Annotated in this window: 19 protein-coding genes, 1 tRNA gene and 1 pseudogene; 5 read left to right on the forward strand and 16 right to left on the reverse strand. The window is 38.7% G+C overall.

Annotation, left to right across the window (positions count from 1 at the left end):
• The first annotated feature begins 3 nt into the window (after positions 1-3).
• The 5 genes from DXB73_RS09645 to DXB73_RS09665 all read left to right on the forward strand — a co-directional run bounded on the left by DXB73_RS09645 (position 4) and on the right by DXB73_RS09665 (position 5052).
• Positions 4-321, forward strand: a complete 318-nt coding sequence (locus DXB73_RS09645; RefSeq protein ID WP_022026088.1) for a hypothetical protein — start codon at positions 4-6, stop codon at positions 319-321.
• 165 nt (positions 322-486) lie between these two features.
• Positions 487-1761: a CDP-glycerol glycerophosphotransferase family protein gene (locus DXB73_RS09650; RefSeq protein WP_182448292.1), complete on the forward strand. Its 1275-nt coding sequence runs from the start codon at positions 487-489 to the stop codon at positions 1759-1761.
• Positions 1762-1769: 8 nt separating this feature from the next.
• Positions 1770-2885: a polysaccharide pyruvyl transferase family protein gene (locus tag DXB73_RS09655; protein WP_182448293.1), complete on the forward strand. Its 1116-nt coding sequence runs from the start codon at positions 1770-1772 to the stop codon at positions 2883-2885.
• 37 nt (positions 2886-2922) lie between these two features.
• Entirely contained in the window at positions 2923-4833 is a 1911-nt protein-coding gene (locus tag DXB73_RS09660) for a glycosyltransferase (protein WP_118690968.1), read from the forward strand.
• A gap of 148 nt (positions 4834-4981) precedes the next feature.
• Positions 4982-5052: transfer RNA gene (locus tag DXB73_RS09665), tRNA-Trp, on the forward strand.
• Positions 5053-5149: 97 nt separating this feature from the next.
• Here DXB73_RS09665 and DXB73_RS09670 read toward each other — a convergent pair.
• From DXB73_RS09670 to DXB73_RS09745, 16 genes and pseudogenes are all read right to left on the reverse strand, one after another.
• On the reverse strand, positions 5150-5527 hold the full coding sequence (locus DXB73_RS09670; RefSeq protein WP_182448509.1) for a hypothetical protein: 378 nt from the start codon (positions 5525-5527) through the stop codon (positions 5150-5152).
• Positions 5528-5707: 180 nt separating this feature from the next.
• Positions 5708-6685 carry a substrate-binding domain-containing protein gene (locus DXB73_RS09675; protein ID WP_118690970.1) on the reverse strand — a complete coding sequence of 326 codons (978 nt, stop codon included), beginning with the start codon at positions 6683-6685 and terminating at the stop codon, positions 5708-5710.
• A gap of 114 nt (positions 6686-6799) precedes the next feature.
• On the reverse strand, positions 6800-8842 hold the full coding sequence (locus DXB73_RS09680) for a methyl-accepting chemotaxis protein (RefSeq protein WP_182448294.1): 2043 nt from the start codon (positions 8840-8842) through the stop codon (positions 6800-6802).
• Between the two features lie 297 nt (positions 8843-9139).
• Positions 9140-10750, reverse strand: a complete 1611-nt coding sequence (locus tag DXB73_RS09685; protein ID WP_118690972.1) for a zinc-ribbon domain-containing protein — start codon at positions 10748-10750, stop codon at positions 9140-9142.
• 116 nt (positions 10751-10866) lie between these two features.
• Positions 10867-12198 (reverse strand): hypothetical protein, encoded by a 1332-nt coding sequence (locus DXB73_RS09690; protein ID WP_118690973.1) that lies wholly within the window; start codon positions 12196-12198, stop codon positions 10867-10869.
• 12 nt (positions 12199-12210) lie between these two features.
• Entirely contained in the window at positions 12211-14529 is a 2319-nt protein-coding gene (locus DXB73_RS09695; RefSeq protein WP_118690974.1) for a hypothetical protein, read from the reverse strand.
• A gap of 58 nt (positions 14530-14587) precedes the next feature.
• The gene (locus tag DXB73_RS09700) at positions 14588-16168 is read right to left on the reverse strand and encodes a protein kinase (protein ID WP_182448295.1); all 1581 of its coding nucleotides are present in this window, start codon (positions 16166-16168) and stop codon (positions 14588-14590) included.
• A 199-nt stretch (positions 16169-16367) separates the two neighbouring features.
• Complete coding sequence (locus tag DXB73_RS14885; protein WP_243104018.1) at positions 16368-16985, reverse strand: zinc ribbon domain-containing protein; 618 nt, start codon at positions 16983-16985, stop codon at positions 16368-16370.
• A gap of 11 nt (positions 16986-16996) precedes the next feature.
• Complete coding sequence (locus DXB73_RS09710) at positions 16997-17818, reverse strand: zinc-ribbon domain-containing protein (RefSeq protein ID WP_118690976.1); 822 nt, start codon at positions 17816-17818, stop codon at positions 16997-16999.
• 299 nt (positions 17819-18117) lie between these two features.
• Entirely contained in the window at positions 18118-19017 is a 900-nt protein-coding gene (locus DXB73_RS09715) for an Rpn family recombination-promoting nuclease/putative transposase (RefSeq protein WP_118690977.1), read from the reverse strand.
• An 838-nt stretch (positions 19018-19855) separates the two neighbouring features.
• Positions 19856-20500 carry an Rpn family recombination-promoting nuclease/putative transposase gene (locus DXB73_RS09720; protein WP_118690978.1) on the reverse strand — a complete coding sequence of 215 codons (645 nt, stop codon included), beginning with the start codon at positions 20498-20500 and terminating at the stop codon, positions 19856-19858.
• Positions 20494-20691 (reverse strand): annotated as a pseudogene (locus tag DXB73_RS14890) (transposase); the annotation flags it as partial. The pseudogene DXB73_RS14890 and the gene DXB73_RS09720, both read right to left, overlap by 7 nt.
• A gap of 177 nt (positions 20692-20868) precedes the next feature.
• A complete protein-coding gene (locus DXB73_RS15085) occupies positions 20869-21000 on the reverse strand; it encodes a hypothetical protein (protein WP_279221305.1) in 132 nt (43 codons plus the stop codon).
• 100 nt (positions 21001-21100) lie between these two features.
• Positions 21101-22402, reverse strand: coding sequence for an ATP-binding protein (locus DXB73_RS09735; RefSeq protein WP_118690979.1), 1302 nt, complete (start codon positions 22400-22402; stop codon positions 21101-21103).
• 1 nt (position 22403) lies between these two features.
• Positions 22404-22751, reverse strand: coding sequence for a hypothetical protein (locus DXB73_RS09740; RefSeq protein WP_118690980.1), 348 nt, complete (start codon positions 22749-22751; stop codon positions 22404-22406).
• A complete protein-coding gene (locus tag DXB73_RS09745; protein ID WP_118690981.1) occupies positions 22751-22990 on the reverse strand; it encodes a hypothetical protein in 240 nt (79 codons plus the stop codon). Before DXB73_RS09745 ends, DXB73_RS09740 begins: the two co-directional genes overlap by 1 nt.
• Positions 22991-23095: the final 105 nt, after the last annotated feature.

The raw sequence follows: 23095 nt of genomic DNA on the forward strand, positions 1-23095 counted from the left end.
ACCATGAATAGCAGAAAATCACTATATGACAAACAAGAGTTTTATCGCAAAGGAGCTATTCTGAAAGCAAGTTTTCAGGGGATGCGTTATCAGGTAGAAAAATGGCAAAAAGACAATGAGGAAGAATGTTTTCGCGCTGCCATATGGCCTGAGCCGTTTTGCTTTGAAAAGACACCGGAAGAAAATAAAACCTATGCGTATTTTCCGTATACCGAAGAAGGACTGGATGACGTCTATGATTGGCTCTGCACCCAATACGACGAGAAGAAAGACCGCTGGGACCAGGCAGGGGAATCTGCCATGATCTTTCCAAAAACATGAAAAGCTCCCAAAATATGACATAATTATTACATATTCTTTACAGAATCACCCTATTATGATAGAATATCAAAGGTTTTATCGTTGTTTTGGCGTGTTCTTATGCCGAACGATCGGCACTTCCATTCCAAAGCGGCATTGATCATATGAATAGAAATGAGGAACATTATGCATCGCTTGATTCAATTATTAAAGCGGTACCGTCATTACAGACAGTATCAGAAATTATTAAAATACCGTAAATATTCACGCTATGGCGCTGACTTCCGCTCCATCGCACGTATCAAAGAATATATTAAGGACCGCATTTACCTGATCGTTCTGCGCGTCTTTTATATTTTCCCGATCAAGAAAAACCGGGTTATGTTTATGAGTTTTGAAGCCGGCAAATACGCCTGCAATCCTCGCCGCATCTCCGAATATCTGGCAAAAAATTATCCGGACGATGTAGAGATCATCTGGGCATTTAAAGGGGCGGACAACTTCCGCTGGCTTGCCGACTGGGGCGTATCGAAGACTGTGGAATACGGTACCTTTTCATTCTACCGTTACGCACTGTCTTCCCGCGTATTCGTATACAATATGCGTATACCAGCCATGATCCCGTTCCGCAAGAAACAGACAACAATTGGAACCGGACACGGTGGCGGTGCATATAAAAAACTGTTATTGGACAATCCAAGCATCCGCACGTCGGATCAGAAGATCCAAGAGCTCAGTGCTTCCCATACGGATATTTTAGTTTCCAGTTGTAAATACTATACCAAATATGTTGTCCGTGGTGCATTTGCTCACAAGGGTGAATGTTTGGAATGCGGAATGCCGCGTAATGATGAACTGGTCAATAATCACGACAACAAAACGGCAGCATATATTCGTAAATATTACAATATTCCTGCTGATAATAAGATCATCCTCTATGCCCCTACTTACCGCAAGGGCAAACGCAACGAGGCAACGGATTACAATTTGGATGTACGCGGTATCGTAGAAGCTGCCAAAGAACGTTTTGGCGGAGAATGGACTATCTTGTACCGCATGCATTACTTTATTAAGAAACGTCTTCCGGCAGACACAAAGGGGCAGCACATTATCGATGTCACAGATTATGGCGATATGCAGGATCTCCTTCTTGCCGCAGATATTTTGATCACAGACTACTCTTCGAGTGTATGGGATTATTCCCTGTTAAAACGTCCATGTTTCCTGTATACCACAGATTTGGACGAATATTTAGAGACACAAGGCTTTTACGTGGATGTGCGCGACTGGCCATTCCCACTTGCTAAAAACAATGCCGCATTGGTCGACAATATTGCTCACTTTGACGAGGAACAGTATCTCAAAGATGTTCACAAACATCACACCGATCTTGGCAGCTTTGACAACGGAAACGCAACCGAAACAATTTCCAAACGCATTCTGCAGGAATGCCAGAAATGAGGATAACTATGAAAGTTGGAATTATCAGTATTAATAAATATTCAAAACACTTGAATTTCGGTGCTGCATTGCATTCCTATGCATTTCAGCAGTATTTGGATAAACAGGGGATCGATAACGTCATCATCGACTACCTTCCCCGTTTCATGAAAACTTACAATATGAAATATCCGTTTCTTTCTGAACAGCCTAAGGAGAAAGTAAAACGATTCTTTTTTTGGCTTGGATATTTCTTTCCGAATCTGACCAGATACAAAAAATTTATGAACTTTTTTGATACGCAGTACCGCATGACCAATTGTCAATATGACGAGGCACTGCTTAGCAAGGCATTGTTCGACTTTGATACGATCGTATGCGAAAGCGATGTCATCTGGAGTCCACACAGCACACAGGGCTTTGATAATGGCTTTTTCTGCAATCTCCCATCTATGCGAGGCAAAAATAAGATATCTTATGCCGCCTGCATCGGTTATACAAACTTTTCAGAAAAGAGACAGGCGCGTTTCCGCGAACTGCTTAAAAATTTTGATTCCATTTCGGTACGTGAGATTCAGGGAACCGAGTTTACGCAGGAATATACGGATAAACCGGTCGTAAATGTGTTAGATCCTACCCTGTTATTAGATGCTGAGGACTATGCAAAGATCGCTGTAAAACCAAAAGAAAAACATTATCTGTTAGTGTATAACTGCCTCAAAAACAATCGAAAGATGTTAGAGGATGCACATAAAATTGCCAAAGAACGCGGTTTGGAAGTCATTGAGATCAGCGTTTTTTATACAAATATTTTCCGTAACAAAGTGAAATTATCCATTGGTATTGAAGAATTTTTAGGATATTTCATGCATGCAGATTTTATATTAACAAATGCTTTTCATGGGGTCTGCTTTTCTCTTATCAATAAGAAAAGCTTTTATACCTATGCACGTGGAACGAAAGATTCCCGCGTGACCAGTATTTTGCATTTGCTGCACCTAGATGACCGATTTTTGCAAAACGATCAAGAAATGCCTGCCGTAACCGAAATCGACTACGATGATGTTTACAAACACCTACAGGCAGAACGCGAAAAATCCGCAAAGTTTTTGACGGACGCATTTGCAAAAAGTTTAGAGGCATGAGGAGCAACTTGACAGTAATCACGAGGGGGAAGTGAAGATGAAACCAAACATTTCAATTATTATACCGGTGTATAATGTCGAAGCATATTTAGCTGACTGTCTGGATTCGATATTAGCGCAGACATTTGAGAGTTTTGAAGTCATCTTAGTTGATGACGGTTCGACCGATGGCAGTCCTGCCATTGCACAAAAATACGCCGATGCGCATTCTGAACAGATCTGTTATTACCGCAAAGAAAACGGCGGTCCCGGGCTCGCCAGAAACTTCGGTATATCCAAAGCAAAGGGCGACTATTTGATGTTCGTCGATTCGGATGATATTGTAGATCCGGAAATGTTGACGGATCTATATGAGTCTGCCTTTGTACTGGAAAGCGACATTATCTTTTGTCCGTATTTTCGTCATGGACTGTATCAGGAAGTGACGATTGAAGGAACTTATGATTTCGATATGGATAAAGTATACACCGGAACAGATTTTCTAAGACAATCTGATTACACCGTAACAACTTGTTCTAAATTATACCGTACTGCATTTGTCAAACAATTTGCCTTCCCGGCACACTGGTTTGAAGATGTGGCGTGGCTTCCGGTCGTTATGTCTTATGCGAAGAAGATCAGTTATGTATCTACGCCTTATTACCACTATTTGCGTCATGATACTTCTATCGTCTCCAGCACATCCAACAAGCAGATTCTCGGTAGTCTGGATGCTATCCGTTTTATCGTACAAAATGCCAATCCGGAAGCAGCCTCTGAGGTTGCCCCATTCACGGCAAGCCTTACTTTGTATATGTGCACACGCCGTCCGGCTTTTGCGGACCGATATGTAGATCTTCTGATGGAAAACAAAGATTTTATCCTTTCCAACACAAACTTTGAAGAGCACCCACGACTAAAAGTACGCTTGGATTATTATTACAATGCCTTTCAGGCAATTCCAAAACACATATACTACGATCACTTTGGAAAAACCACATTGACCGAACAAGAGCAGAATAACCTTGATACTTTGGTCGGCACTTTGGTCGAATTTGATGCAGAGATTACTTGTTTAGATGAAGAAAACTGTAATATCGATGAGCATCCTGCCATTCGAAAAGCGTATAACGAAGGACGCTATCATGTCGTTGGACAATATTTCAAATGTAAAAAATTAATGGAAGAAGGCGGCATCGCTCTTTCCAAGCAGGTACGCGGCATCAAATATATCACACCGTTATTACTACGCACACAAGCTCTGTTTGGTTTTCAAAACGATACTTCTATCACAGAGCGCATATACGCAGCTGTTGCCGGTCATCCTGTTATGCAGGAGATCTTCGATGTCTTTATGGCTCATATCGATCAAGACGATGCCATGACAATCGCAATGCGTGAGATTCTGATGCAGAAAAATCAGCTCACCTATTCTTACGACTTAGAATGTAACTTTAAGCAGAAATATCTCACTGCCTACAACGAAACCGTCCGCGTTTACGCTACCTGCGTACTCGCACACGATTACGGGATCGGCAGTGCTTACTCCGATTGTCACACCAAACCGCTTTCCAAAGAAATCAAAAACGGCACTGAGTACACGTTAGTTGACAGTTTTTACTTTGATACATTGCTGCGTATCACCAAGGACTATACGGTTTACCAGATGAACCGCGAACGACAGAATAAGGCAAACGAAACTTTTTTCCTGCACCGCAAGATCGGCAATCTACGCAACCGCATGCATCGCCAGGCAATGCGTATCATTGTGTTAAAGGATCGCAGCGAAAATATCAAAATGCATTACGATGCTGTCACACGAATGAAAATCATTTGGTATCCATATCAGTTGCTGCGCAAGCTATTCCCTGCAAAAGATGTAAAAGCTTGGATGAAGCAGCGTGAGGCAGACAAAAAACTAGCTTATTTCCGTCAGATCATAGAACAACCAGAGGAAGAGGATGAATAATTATTCACCATAAACTCTGCATAAATTTTGCATATTGTCTTTGCTGAGTTTTTGCTGAGATATGCGTAGATTTTCTCAAAAAACTATTGACAAACTCCGATGAATTTTGTATACTATTATAGTCGCTTGCGAGTGACACATTGCATTTAGGGGTGTAGTTCATCGGTAGAATAAGAGTCTCCAAAACTCCAGAGCCGGGTTCGATTCCTGGCACCCCTGTTAACTGTAAAAGCTCAGAAGAAATTCTTCTGAGCTTTTTTTTATATTTCTGAATGTGTTTATATTGTAACTCAAATATATTTCATATTGCTCATGATCAATCAGCTAGGACTTCCAATAGCAGTTCGCCAATCGTCTGGCGATACTGCATTTCTAATACTTCCTGCTTTGTCTGCACATCCTTACACCGCTCCCGCAGTTCCCTCATCACAAGATGAATACAATGACAAACATCTTTGCGGCGATTTAATTCGCGTAAACTGCCAAGCTGTTCGCAGAGCTGTCCATATCCTAACTTCAACTGCTCATCTGAGGTGTGGTACGCATGTAATACGATCAGGATCGGATCTGCCAATACCTCCTCCACAAGATCTTTCGTACTGCGTCTATGCAATGTAAATGGATTATTCGGATCACACTGCATAGACACAATGGCTGCCATAACAACACCAAATATCAATAATACCGTACTCATACTCATAATCTCATCCCCTTGTTATCAATCATTTGCATTTCTTTATATGTTTGCAAATATTGTAACCAAGGTGCGTAAAATCTACGAGCACACAACTGTATAATTTATGTAAAATGTATGTGACGACACAATAATCTTAACGTGCAACGTTTGAATAAGTAACGTGACATAACGTTTGAGTTACTGATATTGCGATAAATTCTCTGCCGTAACCTGTTCAAATGGCACCCACACAAACAGGCCATTATGTTCCGCTCCATCAAGCGACTCGACAGATTGTCCGGAAGCAAGTTTTTCTGCTGCTTTGACCGCTGCTTCTCCCTGCCCTTTCGCCGGCTGAAAAATTGTACATGCCATGGCACCCTGCGAAATCAAGTCTAATCCATCAGTTGTTGCATCGACACCAAGAATAGGTAATGTGTTTGTATCTATTTTAGCTTTCTGGACTTCCTGTGCAACACCTACTGCCATCGAATCATTGTTACATATAACGGCATCAACCGGCTGTCCGGTCTGTAAAAACTGATGAAACATTTTGGCTGCGGTTTCAGTACTCCAATCCGCATAATCCTCATATACATAATGTATGGTTTTACCGGATGCCTCTAATGTTGCTTTATTCGCTTTGGTACGTCCCTTTGTCGCTGAATGCGTACTCTCTCCCTTGAGAAGTGCGATATTTAAGGAGTCCTTGGACGCATATTTATTAAGGACATATTCTGCCTGAAGATTACCGGCCACCGCTTCGTCAGATCCAACATAGACATATTTATTTTTTTGCAGGTATTCTTCTTCCGGACAACTGTTAATAAATACAATCGGTTTGTCTCCCGCCAATGCCTCCATTTGCTGTGCCGTTCCGGCATCACACAACGCACATATGATCACATCCGCGTCCTTTGCATTCTTAATCTGGTTCATCTGTGTCTCCGAAGAACCCGCTGCATCCTGAATATCTATTGTATAACCGGCTTCTTCCGCTGCATTTTTGGCTGCCTCTGCGAGTGTGGCACGAAATGTGTCAGAACCATCAGATACAGTGAACATGATCTTAAGGTCTTTGCCGGAGCCCTGACCATCTTCTTTTTTCCCCGAACAGCCGACTGTCAATACACAGCACATGACAGCCAAACAATATAATACTATTTTTTTTGTCATAATCCTCTCCATTTCCGCATACAGCACCACACCAGTGCCGTCATGCTTACCCTAAAAACTTATTTGCATTTTTGTTTATACTTATCACCTAGTATAGTATCCAAACAACGTTCCTTATATCTGAAATCTACCCATCTGCTCTGCAAGCTGCTCTGAAGTGTTCGTCAAAACCTTCGAGCTGTCTGCCACCTGTTCACTCTGGCCTGCTAAATTGTTAGCCTGATCAACCATAGCATCCGAAGTTTCACTGATCACGGTAGTCGAAGCAGCCTGCTCCTCTGAAATTGCTGATACGTCCATAGCAACATTATTTACAGCAGCAATCTGTGTGATCATATTATTGATACCATTTTTCATATCCTCAATACATGTATAAATCTGCTCAAATGTCTCTTGTGCCACACGTATACGGCCACCACTCTCACCAATATTTTGTACGCTGACATTCGCTTGATTTACAGCATCATCCACAAGGCCATCCACCTGACTGATCAACTGTGAGATCTCTTCCACGGAGGAGGCTGTGTTTTGTGCAAGTTTGCTGATCTCTGTGGCTACCACAGAGAATCCCTTTCCAGCCTCTCCGGCTCTCGCAGCCTCAATAGAAGCATTTAACGACAACAGCGAGGTTTCTTCTGAAATATTTGCGATCAAGCTTGTAATTCCTGTAATCTCTTTGGAAGCTTCCCCCACTTTACGAATAGCATCTACCAGTAACGACATAGAATCACGTATCTCGTCCATAGCAGTACCTACCAACTCCATATCACTCCGACCTTTACGTGCAATGCCGACAGTACTATCGATCTGCGATTTCACCTGTTCGCTATCCCGAGACACATCAGAAACAACACCGCTAAGATCTGTTGCGCTCTCGGCGATTTCATTGATCGACTCCGAAATCTGCTCAACAGTCTCACTCAAAGCCGCCATAGAAGCTGCTTGCGCATTCGAAGCGTCCTGCATACTCACTGACACAACACTGCTGCTATCAGCTTGGTTTCTAATACTATCTGATACAGCATTAATTTTACAGATCATTTCACGCATATATTCTGTAAATATCTTTACACTCTGTTGAATCTGAGCAATCTCGTCAGTGCCTTTCACTTCGATCTGTATTGTAAAATCACCATTTGACATCGCCTTGATCTTGTGACTAAGTATTCGCAATGGTTTCACCGTAAGTGACACGCCTATTGTATTAAGCAGCGTAAATACCAGCAGACCAATAATTGCAACTCCAATCAATATCGTTCTCAAATTATCTACTTCAGAAGTAATTAAACTGGTTGGCACATAGGAAACAAGGACCCAATCTGTTCCTGCAATTTCGCGCGTAACAACTACTTTATCACGTATTGTTGTCACCGACTCGTCGTCTTTGTTAATTTTATCTGCAACATTTTTAAGAAAACCATTGGATGTATCTTTTATAGATGTTGCGATCAATTCTGATTCACGCGATGCAAGAATATCGCCTGTACTTTTGTCTACAAGCAACGACTCAGCCCCTTGCATAGATACACTGGAATTAACAATAATATTCACCGAATCAAGAGACAAGTTTGTTGACAATATACGAATGTTCGTTGCATCGTCCAACATGCCACATGCACTGATCATCATATGATTCTCAGCATCTTCAAAAACAGGCGTATAACCCGGATTCATTCTGGTTAGCCCTTTTTGATACCATATCTGATCTTTTGCATTATTGATCTGTGTCGTATTGTCATCAGCTTTCATGACAGTTCCTGCTGTGTCCGTCACATAAAAACCACCGACAAAAGAATCATCCAACGCATAATAATCGTTTAATTTCTTCTGTAACAACTTTTGATCCTTCACTGCACCGGAATGTTCTAAGTCGTACTTTACTGTTTTAACTTCGTCCAGTTTACGATTCAACCACGCCTCGATCTGATTTCCTTGATCTTTTGCTGATGTTCGCAGCAAGCTCTGTGAAGATTTCATGATGTCTTTCTCCGAAACACTGTAAGCAATGGCAATCATTGCAATAACCATAATGATGGTAATTGGCAACGATATCCCCAATATCTTTGCTCGCAGTCCCATTCGAAATCCCTTTTGCTTTGGATGCTGCTTTGGCTTTTTCATTTTGTCATCTTTTGTTTGCTTAGTATTCTTCTTCATATTACCCACCTCTCCTTTGTTAATGAAATAATCACTAGGCATTGCACGATATTCATGTTTCCTAATTTACGAGATCGACATAACGTACATATTTTAAATCCATTATACAGAAATATTCAACATTTCTCAACCCTCATAGCTACATTATCCGGAATATCCGGAATAATAAGGCAACAAATAACAAACAGCCCTATTATGAAGTACCATAAAAGGACTGTTTATATCTCCACATACTACGCAACAATCTCTCGCTAATTTAGATATTGATCACAATAACATAAATTTAATATGTCATAATCATAAGTATTTATATAAATATTTATAACGATTTAATAATACACAAAACTTATACATATTACGCACATTACTTTTCTCGGAAGTGCTCAATATGTGCGTTCTCGTTCCGTTTCCTTTTGCACCGAAACGGATTGTTGTTTTTTTAGATGTCGTAATTTTAGAAACTAATTTGTCTATTGGATCAAATAAATCTCCATATTCCAAATCATTCAAATACATCCACTCGCATATACCGCCATTCATTATTTGTGTATATCTATCATTATAATCAATTATATATGTTTCACGATAATTTCCTACTGCAAATGCCACTTGCTCTGTAAAAATCCAATCCTCCTGTTGAAAGCCTGCTATTAATTGAAATGTAGTATCTTTATCTCTTTTACTAACTTGCGCCCGAGCTTCTAAGTTAATACTATTGGATAAATTTATGTATCCCGTTTCTCGCCCCTTAGCAACTACGGTATACTCGCGATCTACTGAATCATATTTTATCGTCATTTTTGATTTTAACCGCTTAAATTCTTTAATAACAGCTTTCTTGGCTCTTCCTTCATAGAGTTTTAATTTGTCAGCGACCATATTTGTCGTATCATATTTTTGATATGACTTTAATACATCAATAGCTTTCCCGTATTTCTTATTGTTCGCATACTTTGCAGCTTCAGTAGTCGCCCAATTTACTGCTGCTTTTTCTACCGATGTTTTGCATTCTTTTACCTCACTATCATAAATGTTATCCTTATGAATCTTTTCTAATGCGGCAATAGCCTCTTGATATTTATTTTGTTTCTGATAATTTTTAGCCTGCGATATTTGATAATCTCGAACTTTTATTTTTAATTTTCTGTATTTCGCAGTCATTTTTTTATCATCATTTAAAAAGTTGTTTTTGGTAAATTCTTTTTCGATAGAATCATACGAAGGTTGGGAATCCTTCATTAGTTTTTCAATTTTTTTGTCTATCTCTGTTTTGTACTTATCTTGGCAATCCTTTAAATGTTTCTGTGCCTCACGATAATTAACTTTATCGCTTTTCACTATTTTATTATACAAAAAAATAGCATTAGAATATTTTTTGTTTTTTTCCTCCTGTCTTGCCCTTTCAAAACTTGCTTTAGAATTTTTTAATTGATTCATACTGGAATCAAGCTTGTCAACTTCATAATTTTGATAATACTTACTAATAAACTTTTTTACCTCACAGTATTCATCGTAAGTAAGTTTTCCCTCTCCATAATTCATTTCCATTTTCTTGAAAAGATCATCTAAACTATCTTCCAATTGATATGCAGCATCACTATCTGTTTTAATTTTTTGATCATATATCCTTTGCGCTTCTGTAACCTTGCCAACCGATAAATAACCTGTAATTTTACGTACAGGTGCATTATAATAACAATATATTATACTTCCTGCACAAATAAACAGGAGCGCAATAATTACTATAATAATTTTCTTCCGATTACGTCTAAACACCTCAAATTTTCTCCCAGTTGTCTTAGAATCCTCTTCTGCATATCCTTTCTTCAACTGATATCCACAATGAGGACATTGTTCTACTGTGTCTGATATTTCCCTGTTACATTCCGGACAATTCATCAAAGCCATTTTCATCTCTCCTTTGCGTTGTTTTACTATTACAAAAGCATTATAACAACGCAGAGGCTGAATTTTTTTATTATTTTGGCGCATCCTTTATTGTACTTATTTCTCTATATGAAATTTTACTCTACCCCTTCGATGATTTCAGAAAACAAATATATTTCCTCTTCTGAAAAGCAGGATAACATCACATAATCTAACATATAGCTATCATCCAATTTGCGCATACCACACAACTCCATGATACTATCTGCATAAACCCGAAATTCCTCTCTAGCCGGTCTATAATCACAACTTACATAACTATTATTCTCGTACTTAGCATATATGATATATTGTGCCAGGATCAGCAGATCCGATCGTTGGATCATATGCAGCCTTCCTTTATTTTTGCGCAATTGTTTCTGCAGTTCATTGCGCTTTTGTTCATTGTCTTCCTGCGCCAAAAGCATTTGCAAACGCATTTGCCTCTCTTTATGCAGTGCCATATTCAAAAGCTCTGATAGATATTTTTCATCAATTCGCTGCATATGATTTCGCAATGTGTGATACACCCGGCGCTGCGTCCCACCTTGCCGCCATGCAGGCATTTTCGTATATACTCCCTGTATCAGATCACAGATTCGATCATGGGAAGCATAGACGATGGATACCAAATTACGAATTTCTTTTGCTTTATTCGAATCCAATGCATGACTGCTCGAACGAAGTCGGTTTTTCACAAATCTCTCGATATCATTCTCGTCGTATTTTTGTTCACCCTGCTTCTTAGCAACCCAGCTAAAAAATCCGACTTCTTTTAATAATACAACAAGTGATTGTCGCATATTTTCACGAAAAATCCGCAAACATTTTGTCATTAATTCCTGATAGCAATGCAACACCGTCAAGCTATATCCTTTGAAATACTTCTGATGTTTGTACATCCACAAGAGAAAATCCTGTTCCTTATACAGTTTGACAATCTCGTATTGTCTGCGCAGCCAATCTGTGTGTGTATTCTGTTCCCACTGCCCCCTGTTATGACACTTACTCTCATAAAAAGATATCATCTCTTCACACTTTTGCAGCCCGATTCCATGATCAAGACAATACATGACAATAAACTCTCGATAATCATTTTCCTGAAAAGCAGTTTCCGAAATGCCATATTGCAAATATCGGTTGGTATCATCCCTTGATAAACCTACTGCCAACGCTATCTTAAAAATCTGCTGCCTGTTCGGCATAATCTGTCCGCCCATCCCAAACCATTTACGGATCGTTTGACGATTGGCAATGCGGGCCTTCTTAACCTTAGCGTAAAAGGTATCATATGCCTTTTGTCGAACTGCATCATTCATTTCATTTTGATCAGCAATCCCTCCCCACTCTTTCGTTATAAAATAATCAAATTGTTGGTAAAAATGCTCTATCAACTGTCGATAAAGCTGCTCGTAATATTCTATTTCCATTTTTCTCCTATCCTATTTCAGGCGTAATGTTTTTGCCTTTGTAAATTTACTATATTTTCGCCGTCCATTTACTTTCTTGTAGATGCGAACTTTATATGTTATTTTCTTTATCTTACGGCTGTATTTAATATCAACCTTACGGTGTCTTTTGGTAAGGTGATTATTTTTTAGTTTTAACAACACGTATCCCTTTTTGGTTTTTCCATAAAATTGGATATAACAGTTTTGCTGCCGCCGTAAAGACACCCGTAAATAACGCTGCCCTGACTTGGTTCGCTTAGGTACAACCTTTACTTTCGGCGCCGGATAATATTTTGACTTCGGCTTGGTTGAAACCTTGGGTCTTTGTGTTACTTTTGGCGTCACCTTCGGAGTAGGCGATGCTGTATTATCCAAAAAATCTTTAACCGTTACTTCTTTTATTCTTCCTTTTTTATAACCTAAAGCTTCTGTGTCCTCCATAAGCTGCAATGTTGGATATTGCTCTTTTCCTTGATACCATTTGGCATGTATTTCATCAGAAGTATCACATTTCTCAATATAATTATTTAATGCAGTACATACAGCTGTTGTATTGGCATACGTTCCCTCTTCACTTGATATTGGATCTTGACTTTCTTTCCCCTCCAGCTGTTCCTTTGTTAGCAAATAACAGCCTGACATCTCCCCTTCACCCACTTCAGCGATCAGCGGCAACGCACCATTCTCTGTGTATGCATAACAATGTTTCCATGCGTTTAACTTTTGTGCACCTGCTAATGTTCCGATTTGTATTTTTGATTCATCATCTATATCATTTTTCTTTGGCACATTCATTACACTCAAACAATTAACAAAGGGATATTTTTTGGCAATCGTTGACGGACTATCTATATAGGATTGCTGGGTACAATACCCTCTTCCCAATATGCCGCCTGCTACAATATGTCCTGTGTTACCATTGTAATCAATTGATGTTGTACACCCCACATTTTCAATGATCGTCCTGTATCTGTTATTCTGTCCACACACACCGCCAATATATGTATCGTTTATATTATTGGGGCAAACAAAGCTTCCGGTAAATACCATATCACGTAATTTGATCTGACCATCACCATCTGTAATATTCCCCACTATTCCACCTAGTACTTGCGTCTCACTGATGTCCGATTCATTAGACATAATCTGTCCGCTGCATTTTACCTGCTCTATATGAAATTGTGATTGTTGAGATTGATCAGAGGGATTATAATTATCGTTATTTGTAATACATCCTATGATACCACCGCTCTTTGTCCCCTGAACAATTGCATCGCTCCTGCACTGTGCGATCTCTAATCTACAATTATCCGTCTTACCTCTATAATAATCTCTTGAATCATACAGTTGACCAATCAGACCACCTGCATTGGTTCCCTCAATTTTATTATTCTCTAACACACAGTTTTCAATCATGGTAATATCATTTCTATAATATTTTAAATAACCAATCAATCCCCCTGCATTGCTTGTATTATGGTTATTATATGTTTTGTTTGAAAACACTTTGTTATTTGATGCCGTGCACTGTGCTACTCGAAAGTTGCTCATTGTATCCGCATTACCGATAAAAATCCCCATATGTTCTCCATTTGCCACAATGCAATTCTTCACTTCACAATTTTGAACAGATGGCGCACCACCGCCAAACAAGATCCCCAACTGATAACTCCCTGTATTCACTCCATATGCCATGCAGTTCTCTACCGTCAGTCCGGTCATGTCGCCTCCGCAATCAAACAGACCCCCAGCTCCATTATAAAACAATGCACCACGTATTACATGATCATTACCACAATATTTCGAATATAAATATCTAGCTCCGGAATCTTTCGATGACGAAAATGCAAATTTTTCTGACAAACCACACTTCTCAAAGGTCATTTCCTCCGTTAAGTCATCCGGGGCATATACTTTTTGATCCGGGGCGATCTGCGCCTTCAATTCTCCGTTCTCATATACCTGCGCAAACGCTGTTTTCTTATCATATCCAAAGGTATAATTACTTACTGTAATATCTGCTGTCTGAATATAGGCAGTCTTGGTTTCTGCCATATACCATGCCAAACCAGAATTCAGAAACTCTTGGAATGCGATGAAATCCTCTTTATTCGAAATTGTAATAGCTTTTACTTTTTTTAATTCCTTATAGCGTGAAAAATCACTCATTATTTTATTACAAAATGCCAAATAATCTACGGCAGACATAGAAGCCGATGTCTCCGCTCCTCTAACAGAAAATGATGGCATATTTCCCACTATCAAAGATATAATAATGACCAAGACAAGTGCCGTTTTTCTTCGTTTCATTCACCTTCTCCTCTCATAGCTGTGGTCACTTTTCACAACATCAAGCGCTGTAAATAGTTTACTCAAACAGTTCATCCAAATTTCCCTCATATTTTTTTGGGGATCGATTCTTCTTTGTTGTCGAACCACTGGAATCTTTTTTATTTTGCGTAGTAGTCTTTGACTCTTTTGCAGACTCTTTTGCAGACTTTTTCGATGACACCGCCTTGTCAGACGATTTTCTGTTTGTCACTGCATTCGATTTTCCACGCGCGGGTGCAGCCGCTTTCCTACTTACTTGCGCCGACGACTTCTTACTCGGTTTAGCGGATGCTTGGGTCGTCCCCTTCTTATCAGCCTGAGATCGTTTACTTGCTTTTGCGTCCTTGCCATTCTGCGGTGCTTCACTTGCTTTTGCGTCCTTATCTGCTTCTACGGCTATCGTCGATTCCGATGTATTTTTCACACCTGTAGGAGGAACCGACTTCTTATTTGGTAATGCCGATGGCATTGCCGATGGTATTGCCGATGGTATTGCCGATGGTATTGCTGTTGCACCCCTTTCCTGATCTGATACCGTCCTAATTACCTGCCTGAATGCAGCATCCGGAGCACTCCCCGTCTGCATCGGATATACACGATGAAATAATCCCAGAGCACCGATTACTACGACAATAGCACATGGCATGATCCAAATCATACGTCTAATATTGTGTCGGCTATTCTTTCGGCTAGTGTTAAATACATTCGCAATCTCGCGCCTCATTGTTCTTGTATGCCCGATCCGCGTCCAGACATATGCTCTTCCTGTTTTCTGTTGAAGCAGGTTGTTCTCCAACTCCACCTCGTCATAAAGAAGCTTCGACAGTGCATTGACAGACTTCAGCCGGTCTGCTTTATCAACTGCCATTCCCTGCATAATCGCCTCCGACTGTGCCCGTGTAAGTCCGGTCCCATATATCTCATTCAGCGGCGTCAGTTGATCATTCAGCCAGCGTTCCATCGCATCTTGTGGCACTATGCCCGTAATCATAAAATACATAGATGCACACAATGAATAAACATCCGTCCACGTGCCAAGCTTTTCACTTGCACGATGCTGCTCAACCGCAGTAAATCCACGCTTGATCGTAATCGTGTGATTGTTGCCATTGTCAGGATTTAAATTGCTTGCTGCTCCAAAATCAATCAATTTGAGTCTGCCATTTTTCGTCAACATTATATTATCCACACTAATGTCACGATGTAAAATTCCTTTATCATGAATTTGCTGTAAGGAATACAGCAGTGGTTTCATTTTGCGAAGCACTTCCTGCCCATCCATATGACCATGCGTCATCACATATCCCTTGACGCTGACACCTTGCACATACTCCATCACAATATAGGTCGTTTCATTCTCACAAAAAAAATCACGTGCCGTAACAATTCCATCTAATTCGTATAAAGATGCTGTGATCCTCGCCTCGCGGATCGCCCGTTTGCGTTCTTCGGTGTTGTTCGAATAAATTTCTTTGACAGCTACCATAACCTGCAGATTTTTATCAAATGCCTGATAAATAACCCCAAAGCCACCACGTCCAAGCACCTGCCTAATCTCGTATTGTCCTTTCAATATTGTACCCTTAGGCAACGCTCCCGTTATTTGTCCGCGATTCATCGGTTCACCTCCCACAGCTCTATACATCTTCATAATTTTTCTATTCTTTATCTCGTTCATATGATATTGAATAATATTACCACTTTTGATGTAGTGCCGCAAGACATCAAGAAGCAGTTTAAAATGTTCCGTTTGGAATATTTTAAACTACTTCTTTTCATCTACTATCAAAACACTATTGCCTCATTCCCCCCAGTTTTCATCTTTTTTTCTCGTTATATGTCACTATTACCAAGCTTCGATATGAAAACATCTCAATGGTACTTTTTTTCGTATCCCATTTGTAGATGGCATTATCCTTTTTATATTTTCCATACAAATCACAAAGGTACTCTTCCACCTTACCAGGAACTTCCTCATCAATAATATCGCTATTATCCTGTGGTGATAGCATAAAAGTAATCTGATACAATTTTCCATCCTTAAAAGAAAAATGTGTTAGTGCATCAATACCATCCATATAAGACTTCATATTATATAAATAATACGTCTCATTTTCTTTATCATCATCTGTCCCTTCCGTTCCCTTGGGATATTCTTTTTTAATCTGAGTCTCACTGCTACCCCACGCAATCTTATTATATAGACCACTGGTATCTGGTCGCTTTATAGCTGTCATTGCACCGACAACAACTACACATAACACTATAACACTCAGAACTATTTCCAATATCTTTTTCTGTTTTGTTCTTTTGCTCTCTTGTAAAGCTTTACACTCTATTTCTATGATATCTTTTACCGGAAAGCCACAGTTAGGACAACACTGTGCTTTATCACTTACCTTACTGTCACATTCCGGACATATTAATAACGCCATATCGTCTTCTCCTATTCTTCCAGATATACCCCTAGGGCTTTATAGTTATTTAATACTTCTGTATCTGTTTCGTTAAATGTATCTGAATATGTCTGCAAACTACCATTTGGATCCGTAACCATATTTGTAAGTTTAATGTACGAATCATAGAGTTTTGACATTTTTTCATAGGCTTCTTTATATTTTTCTGGCGGATTTTTCAATTTTTTCATCAAAGCATTTACAGTGTCTTGTTGTTCAGAAATCTTGTCCACTCTTGATGAAAATGTCAAATCTGAGAACAGCTTATGTAATGCATCATTAAAATCAGATACAAAAAAATGCTCATCTTTCATAGTGTATTTATCTGTTGAAGCATCATTCTTATTATAGATTGCATTATACCATACGCTTTTGATCAAATTCCCACATGATTCCGCTTCATCGGCACTATCCAGCATAGTTTTCGTGATTGTCTGCAAGTTTACCGCATATTCTTTTTCTGTTTTCTGCGCCTTGTCCGCTACAATTTTTTTCTGAATCAGACTAGCCACCAAAATCACAACAGCCATCAATAAAATAATTCCTATAGCTATTGCCATCTTCTTCTTTGTTACATTTGTCATTCGTACGCCGGCCACTTCAACCTGCTGCAAACCACCTTTGCTACTGTCTTCACTTAATGTAACCGGGCATCCACAGGAAGGACATATTTCTATTCCTTCTTCTAATTCTGCTCCACATTCTTCACAAATCACTTTCTCCTCTGGTAGCAAAGATACCCCACAATGAACACAACTCTTTGCCTTATCAGAAATCTGTTCCCCACAATTAGGGCATGTAATCATCGCCATAGTATTCTCCTTTCAAATCCAGGTAGTGTCAAATCACTACCTGATTACATTGTTGACAACTTGTATTTTTCAGGAATTTGCAAAATAAAATGCAATGATCCTTTTTTTCGATAAATATTATAACTGCATGGTGGTTGAAAAAATTTATTTTATTGTCACATGCGATTAGAAGCTTAATTGGGGAAAAAAAACAGTCCTATTATGAAATATCATAAAAGGACTGTTTATCTTACAGGGCATGATTCTATCATACACCCATTTGATTTTAGTATAGTGTTCTTTCAAAGTTTTCTTCTGAATTATTCCGATTCATCAAGAATTTTCTGCACTTCGCTCTCTGTCATAGTCAGTTTCTCTGCAATCTCAGAGACGGACATACCTAGTTCATGATAGAACACATCTATTTTGCCGGCAATTCTTCCAGCATCATATCCTTTTTTCTCTACTCTATCCAATACCTCACACATATTCAACTCCTCCTTCCGTATCGCATCATTATATGCATCCTCAAATCGATGATCGCCCGTCATTATGCTCATCATTTGCAAAACTGCATGCACATGCTTCATTTTCTGTGGCGATGGTTTATATTCATGATTTAACCGTTTCTGCACAAAATAATCCGCTACAATGCGAAAATCACTCTGAAATAGTTTTACCTGTTCCGGCGTAAGATATGCGATTTCAAATACATTGATCCGATAGTCCTGCACATATGGTTTCAATGCATCTGAAACAGTTAGTCGATCCAAAAGACTCTTCGAGGAACTCCAAGGTTTCTCATAGCCAAAATACAGCACCAATGTCACAACCGGATAACGCTTTATATCACGCCTCTTCTTGGTAGATATTATATCACCATCTCCACCATCCTGTGAAGATATATCTCTAATTAACTGAGCGCGATATTCTGCTCCATCATACGAAATAACTCTCAATGGCATATCCGCATCAGAATCTGTCTGATTTTCAATCCCCAAACAGGCGATACGTATGGTGTCCTGATTCCAATTCTTTCCGACATCCCTCACTATCTCACGTAATTTACCATCTGCCTTATAAGAAGACCGTAATGTTTTATCCTCCAATTGCTCCGGCCTTACGATCTGTTCTCCCTGAAACAATAACACATTCACTATATCCGCAAAAACGTCATTGTAATCCTCCAGTACCTTCTCCGCAATGTCTTTCTCTCCCATGTTCCCTACCTTTCCCTGTTGGCAACAAGTTCTTCCTCTCTTAAGGATACAACCTTTGATTTACTATACCAAAGCCGCGCCTATGGCAGGAATCTGCACCTATAAAGGGTACAAATCCATGCTAGTAAATCTGTCCAACATATACACACTTCTCGTTTTAGAACATAAGAGCAAAAGAACTTGTTAGATTATTTGTATATGTATAAATATATCATTTCATATGTCAATTGTCAATATGTTTTGTTTTATAATCATTCATTTGTGCCGTTTTATGCTTTTGCTCGTTTCGGAACACTCTAGCATGATATGGTTCTATCATACATTCATGCTGTTTCGTTTTCTTATCATAATATGCAGTCCAAAAGCTTCCTTAAATTCGATTGTAAAATACAATTTATTCTTAGTTACCTTGAACGCATATGGATTTGCTTTTAACAGTTTCATTTCTTATGCAGTATATTCTTTCATTGCATCCTCTCCAATCTTGATCTTATTGTATCAGATGCCCTTGTTCTTAGAAATACTCATGTATCCATTTTTATTAATTTATTGCCTTTAACCAGTGTCTACTTTATAGGATTTGATTCCTTTTTCACATGTCCACTTAATAGGGGCATCCCCCTTTTCATCGTGTCCACACTCTGGTCTTATAATTTTTAAAAATAATGTCTATTTTTATGAATATCTCCCTTTGTTAAAGTATCCACAATTAAGGCTCCTTTCAGTAATTTCAGACCTAGCAATTATTTATTATTTTCTCTAGCGATGATTAACATTCTGGACAATCCCTTTTTCTTACTGTGTCCACCTTATAGGGTACATTATATATAGGCAGGACTTACAAGGCATCTAAGATCCTTTGCACCTCTTCTTCCGAAATCGCTAATTTCTCTGCGATCTCAACCACGGTCATATGAAGTTCCTCATATAAGGTTTCAATTTTCCCTTCAATCTTACCTTCTTTAATGCCTTCGACCTTACCCTCCTGGAAGCGTTCTCTATATTCCTGCTGTAATGTCATATAATCCAACCTCCATTTCTCATTTTGACGGGCGGACTGTACCGCCTCCTCCAAATCTCTTGTGAAGGTATCCGATACGCCTTTTCCGTCAACATAATCCAACAATCGTTTCATTTCAGGACTTACATCATCCAAAGTCCCTTTTGTATTTAAGATTATCTTAACGGTGCCATCGTTTAATGTCAATGCTGTATCTTCACTGCAGCGGTTTTCAAAGGTATAAATATGCCGTCCCAGTCCAAACGGATCAAAGGTGCAGATGAAGATGACATAGCTTTTCTTCAAGTGATTATAATCATCACCTTTTTCCAAAATATTCAGATCGATCATTCCCTGATAATATCGCATCCGTTTGGGCAGATTTCTCGCAGTGGTTGTCTGCATTTCCAGGTTAAATACTGTGTGTTTTTCATCCGCCTCGACATACACATCGAGGCGGATTCCTTTGGCACCCGCTGCAATGTTTTCTTGGAATGCCCATTCCGGCTGTTATCGGTCTCTTGGTTGCGGTAATCATATTTGGAATACCCAAGTTCCTCATTAAGCTCTTCGTCAAGAGCCCCTTCCAATAAAACAGACATTATGAATATTCCGGCTACCATGTCCATGCTGTCCGGCATAAGGGAACCAAGAAAAGTGTGTGATTGGAGCAATACTAGTTTATCAGTTTCAACTCAATCGTAAAGCCTGCTTCGCACCGCAAAGCGGCTCTGGGCTTGACAAATGAGTTGTACCCGATAAATATCCATTAAGCCAATCAAGACGGTTTCCGTGTTCCGGAACACCGGTTTCCACATTTCCGGAATTAAGGTTTCCCGAAGCAAGAATATTCACATCATGTCCCGCATAATGAAATTAACATCGTTTCCGCTTTTGATACTGATATCATTCTCCTTGAGATATCCCTGCATCATTTCACGCATTGCTGCTTTTTGTGGTGAATCACTTTTTCTTCTTGCCATAATAAAAAACCTCCAAACTGAGTAATGTTGTCTTACATCAGTTTGAAGGTTTGCACAAACTTTAGGACACTCCCGTTCATTTAATAACTTACATTATAATTCATATTGATTTTGTGTCTTTTTTTTTAGATATATCAATATTTTTTTTAATCTCATCCATCAAAGTTTTATTTTGCTCAATGGACTTTCCCGATTGACGTTGCAACATCGTATGATCCTGTGCATTATATACCTTATTACGTTCAGTTATAGCATTAATGCAGGCCTGATCTAAGTCGTTATAATCTACTTCTTCTCTTTGTTCCAAAGCAACCGAAACACATGCGCTCTTGACTATATTTTTGATTTCTCTACCACATAGCTCATATTCTTTCGCAAGTTTTTCTAAATCTACATTTTGAGATAATGGAACATGTATATTTTTCCCTTTTAAGTGAATATTCCATATAGCAACACGCTCTTCTTCTGTTGGATATGTGAATTCGACATTTATTAAGCGAGACAAGAATGCTTTATCATAATTCACTACCAAATTCGTTGCAAATATTACTATTCCAGTAAAATTCTCTAAACATATCAATAATTGACTTCTCATCGAATTTATAGCCTGTGCCGAACCATCAGAAACATTAGTCAAGCGTTTTGAAAGTAAGGAATCCGACTCGTCCAAAAATAATATTGCATTTTCCCTCTCTGCAGCTCTAAAAATAGCTTTGACCATCTTAGGTCCCTCACCATGATATTTACTTTCAATGTCAGCATATGTGGCTTTTAATATTTTCTTATTTAGTTTTTTTGCTACAGCCTCAGCAGACATAGATTTTCCCGTACCTGGCGGTCCATAAAAACTTAAAGCTGTCGATGCTTGAGGAATAATCGAACGTAGCCCCCATTCATCGAACACCTTATGTTCAACTTGAATTATTCCTATTGCCTCGTCAATTTGTTTCCTTGTATACTCTGGTAATACAACCTGCTCAAAGGAATATTTCGGTTCATCAGCGCAATAATTCATTGACAATTTTTCATAATCATATTCACTATTCTCCTGGTTTTTTGATGCACTACCAGTCTGAACATTTTGTTTCATCAGACATTCATTTTTAGGATTATAGTTGGGGTTAAAGATTGCATAATTCAATTTAATGTTGACATTCTTTTCCCCTATCTCATTTTTAATTAAATCCTTAATTATCTGTTTAATTTCTGCATCATACCCCTCATATTTTGCTGAATCCATTACGCAAACATCTATACTATCATTTTCCACTTGACCTATAATTTCTACCTGTATAGCTCCATAATAACGTTTTAATTCAACACAAAAGACGTTTGCAATGTGATCAAACTGATTCGCACATGCATAATATTTATCTGCCGGTAAACATATATAAGCTTTCATATTATCTCTCCACAATTATCATCTTTCTCTCTCCTAAAAGCTCCTTCAATTCAGAATCTGGAACCACATTCTGATCTTGAATAAGTTCCGTATCTGTTATAGTATTATTCTCACTATCAACACTCACCATAACATGAGAATATCCTTCTAATTCATCTAACGATATTTTATTGTCACAATTATCAATCAAACACTGAATGTCAAGCAATGCAACCTTCGATATATTTGAATTACTCATTCTCTTTTTAACCTGATCCATAACCCAGGGTTTGGTAACCTTAATCAGCTTTACCAGTATATCACCTGCTATTATTGCTATTATTATTCCTGCTATTATATGCACCATCATTAACACCTTCCTCTCTCGTCTACTATAAATATTTTTGTATCATCTCCATCAAGATATTTAACCGTTTTTTCGTCAATGTTGGCTGCATATATCTTTCTGCCTATAGCATTTTCATCATCTTGCTTAATTGGTTTATCTTGGTCATCTACTAATCCCTGAATAATTACGTACTTTTCATTTTCATTTTTGGATTGCAAATTCTCCTTCACTGACAATATAAAACCAGTTGCTATTGGCATTTCTTTTTTATACCTTTTATAAAATTCAATACAACTGTCAAATTGAAATATCGTTTCTTTATAATGGCCTCATAAATTAAGACACTGAAAGCGACATTTCTTAAT

It is taken from the genome of Clostridium sp. OM05-6BH (assembly GCF_003481635.1).
In the GTDB taxonomy this organism is placed as follows: domain Bacteria; phylum Bacillota; class Clostridia; order Lachnospirales; family Lachnospiraceae; genus Butyribacter.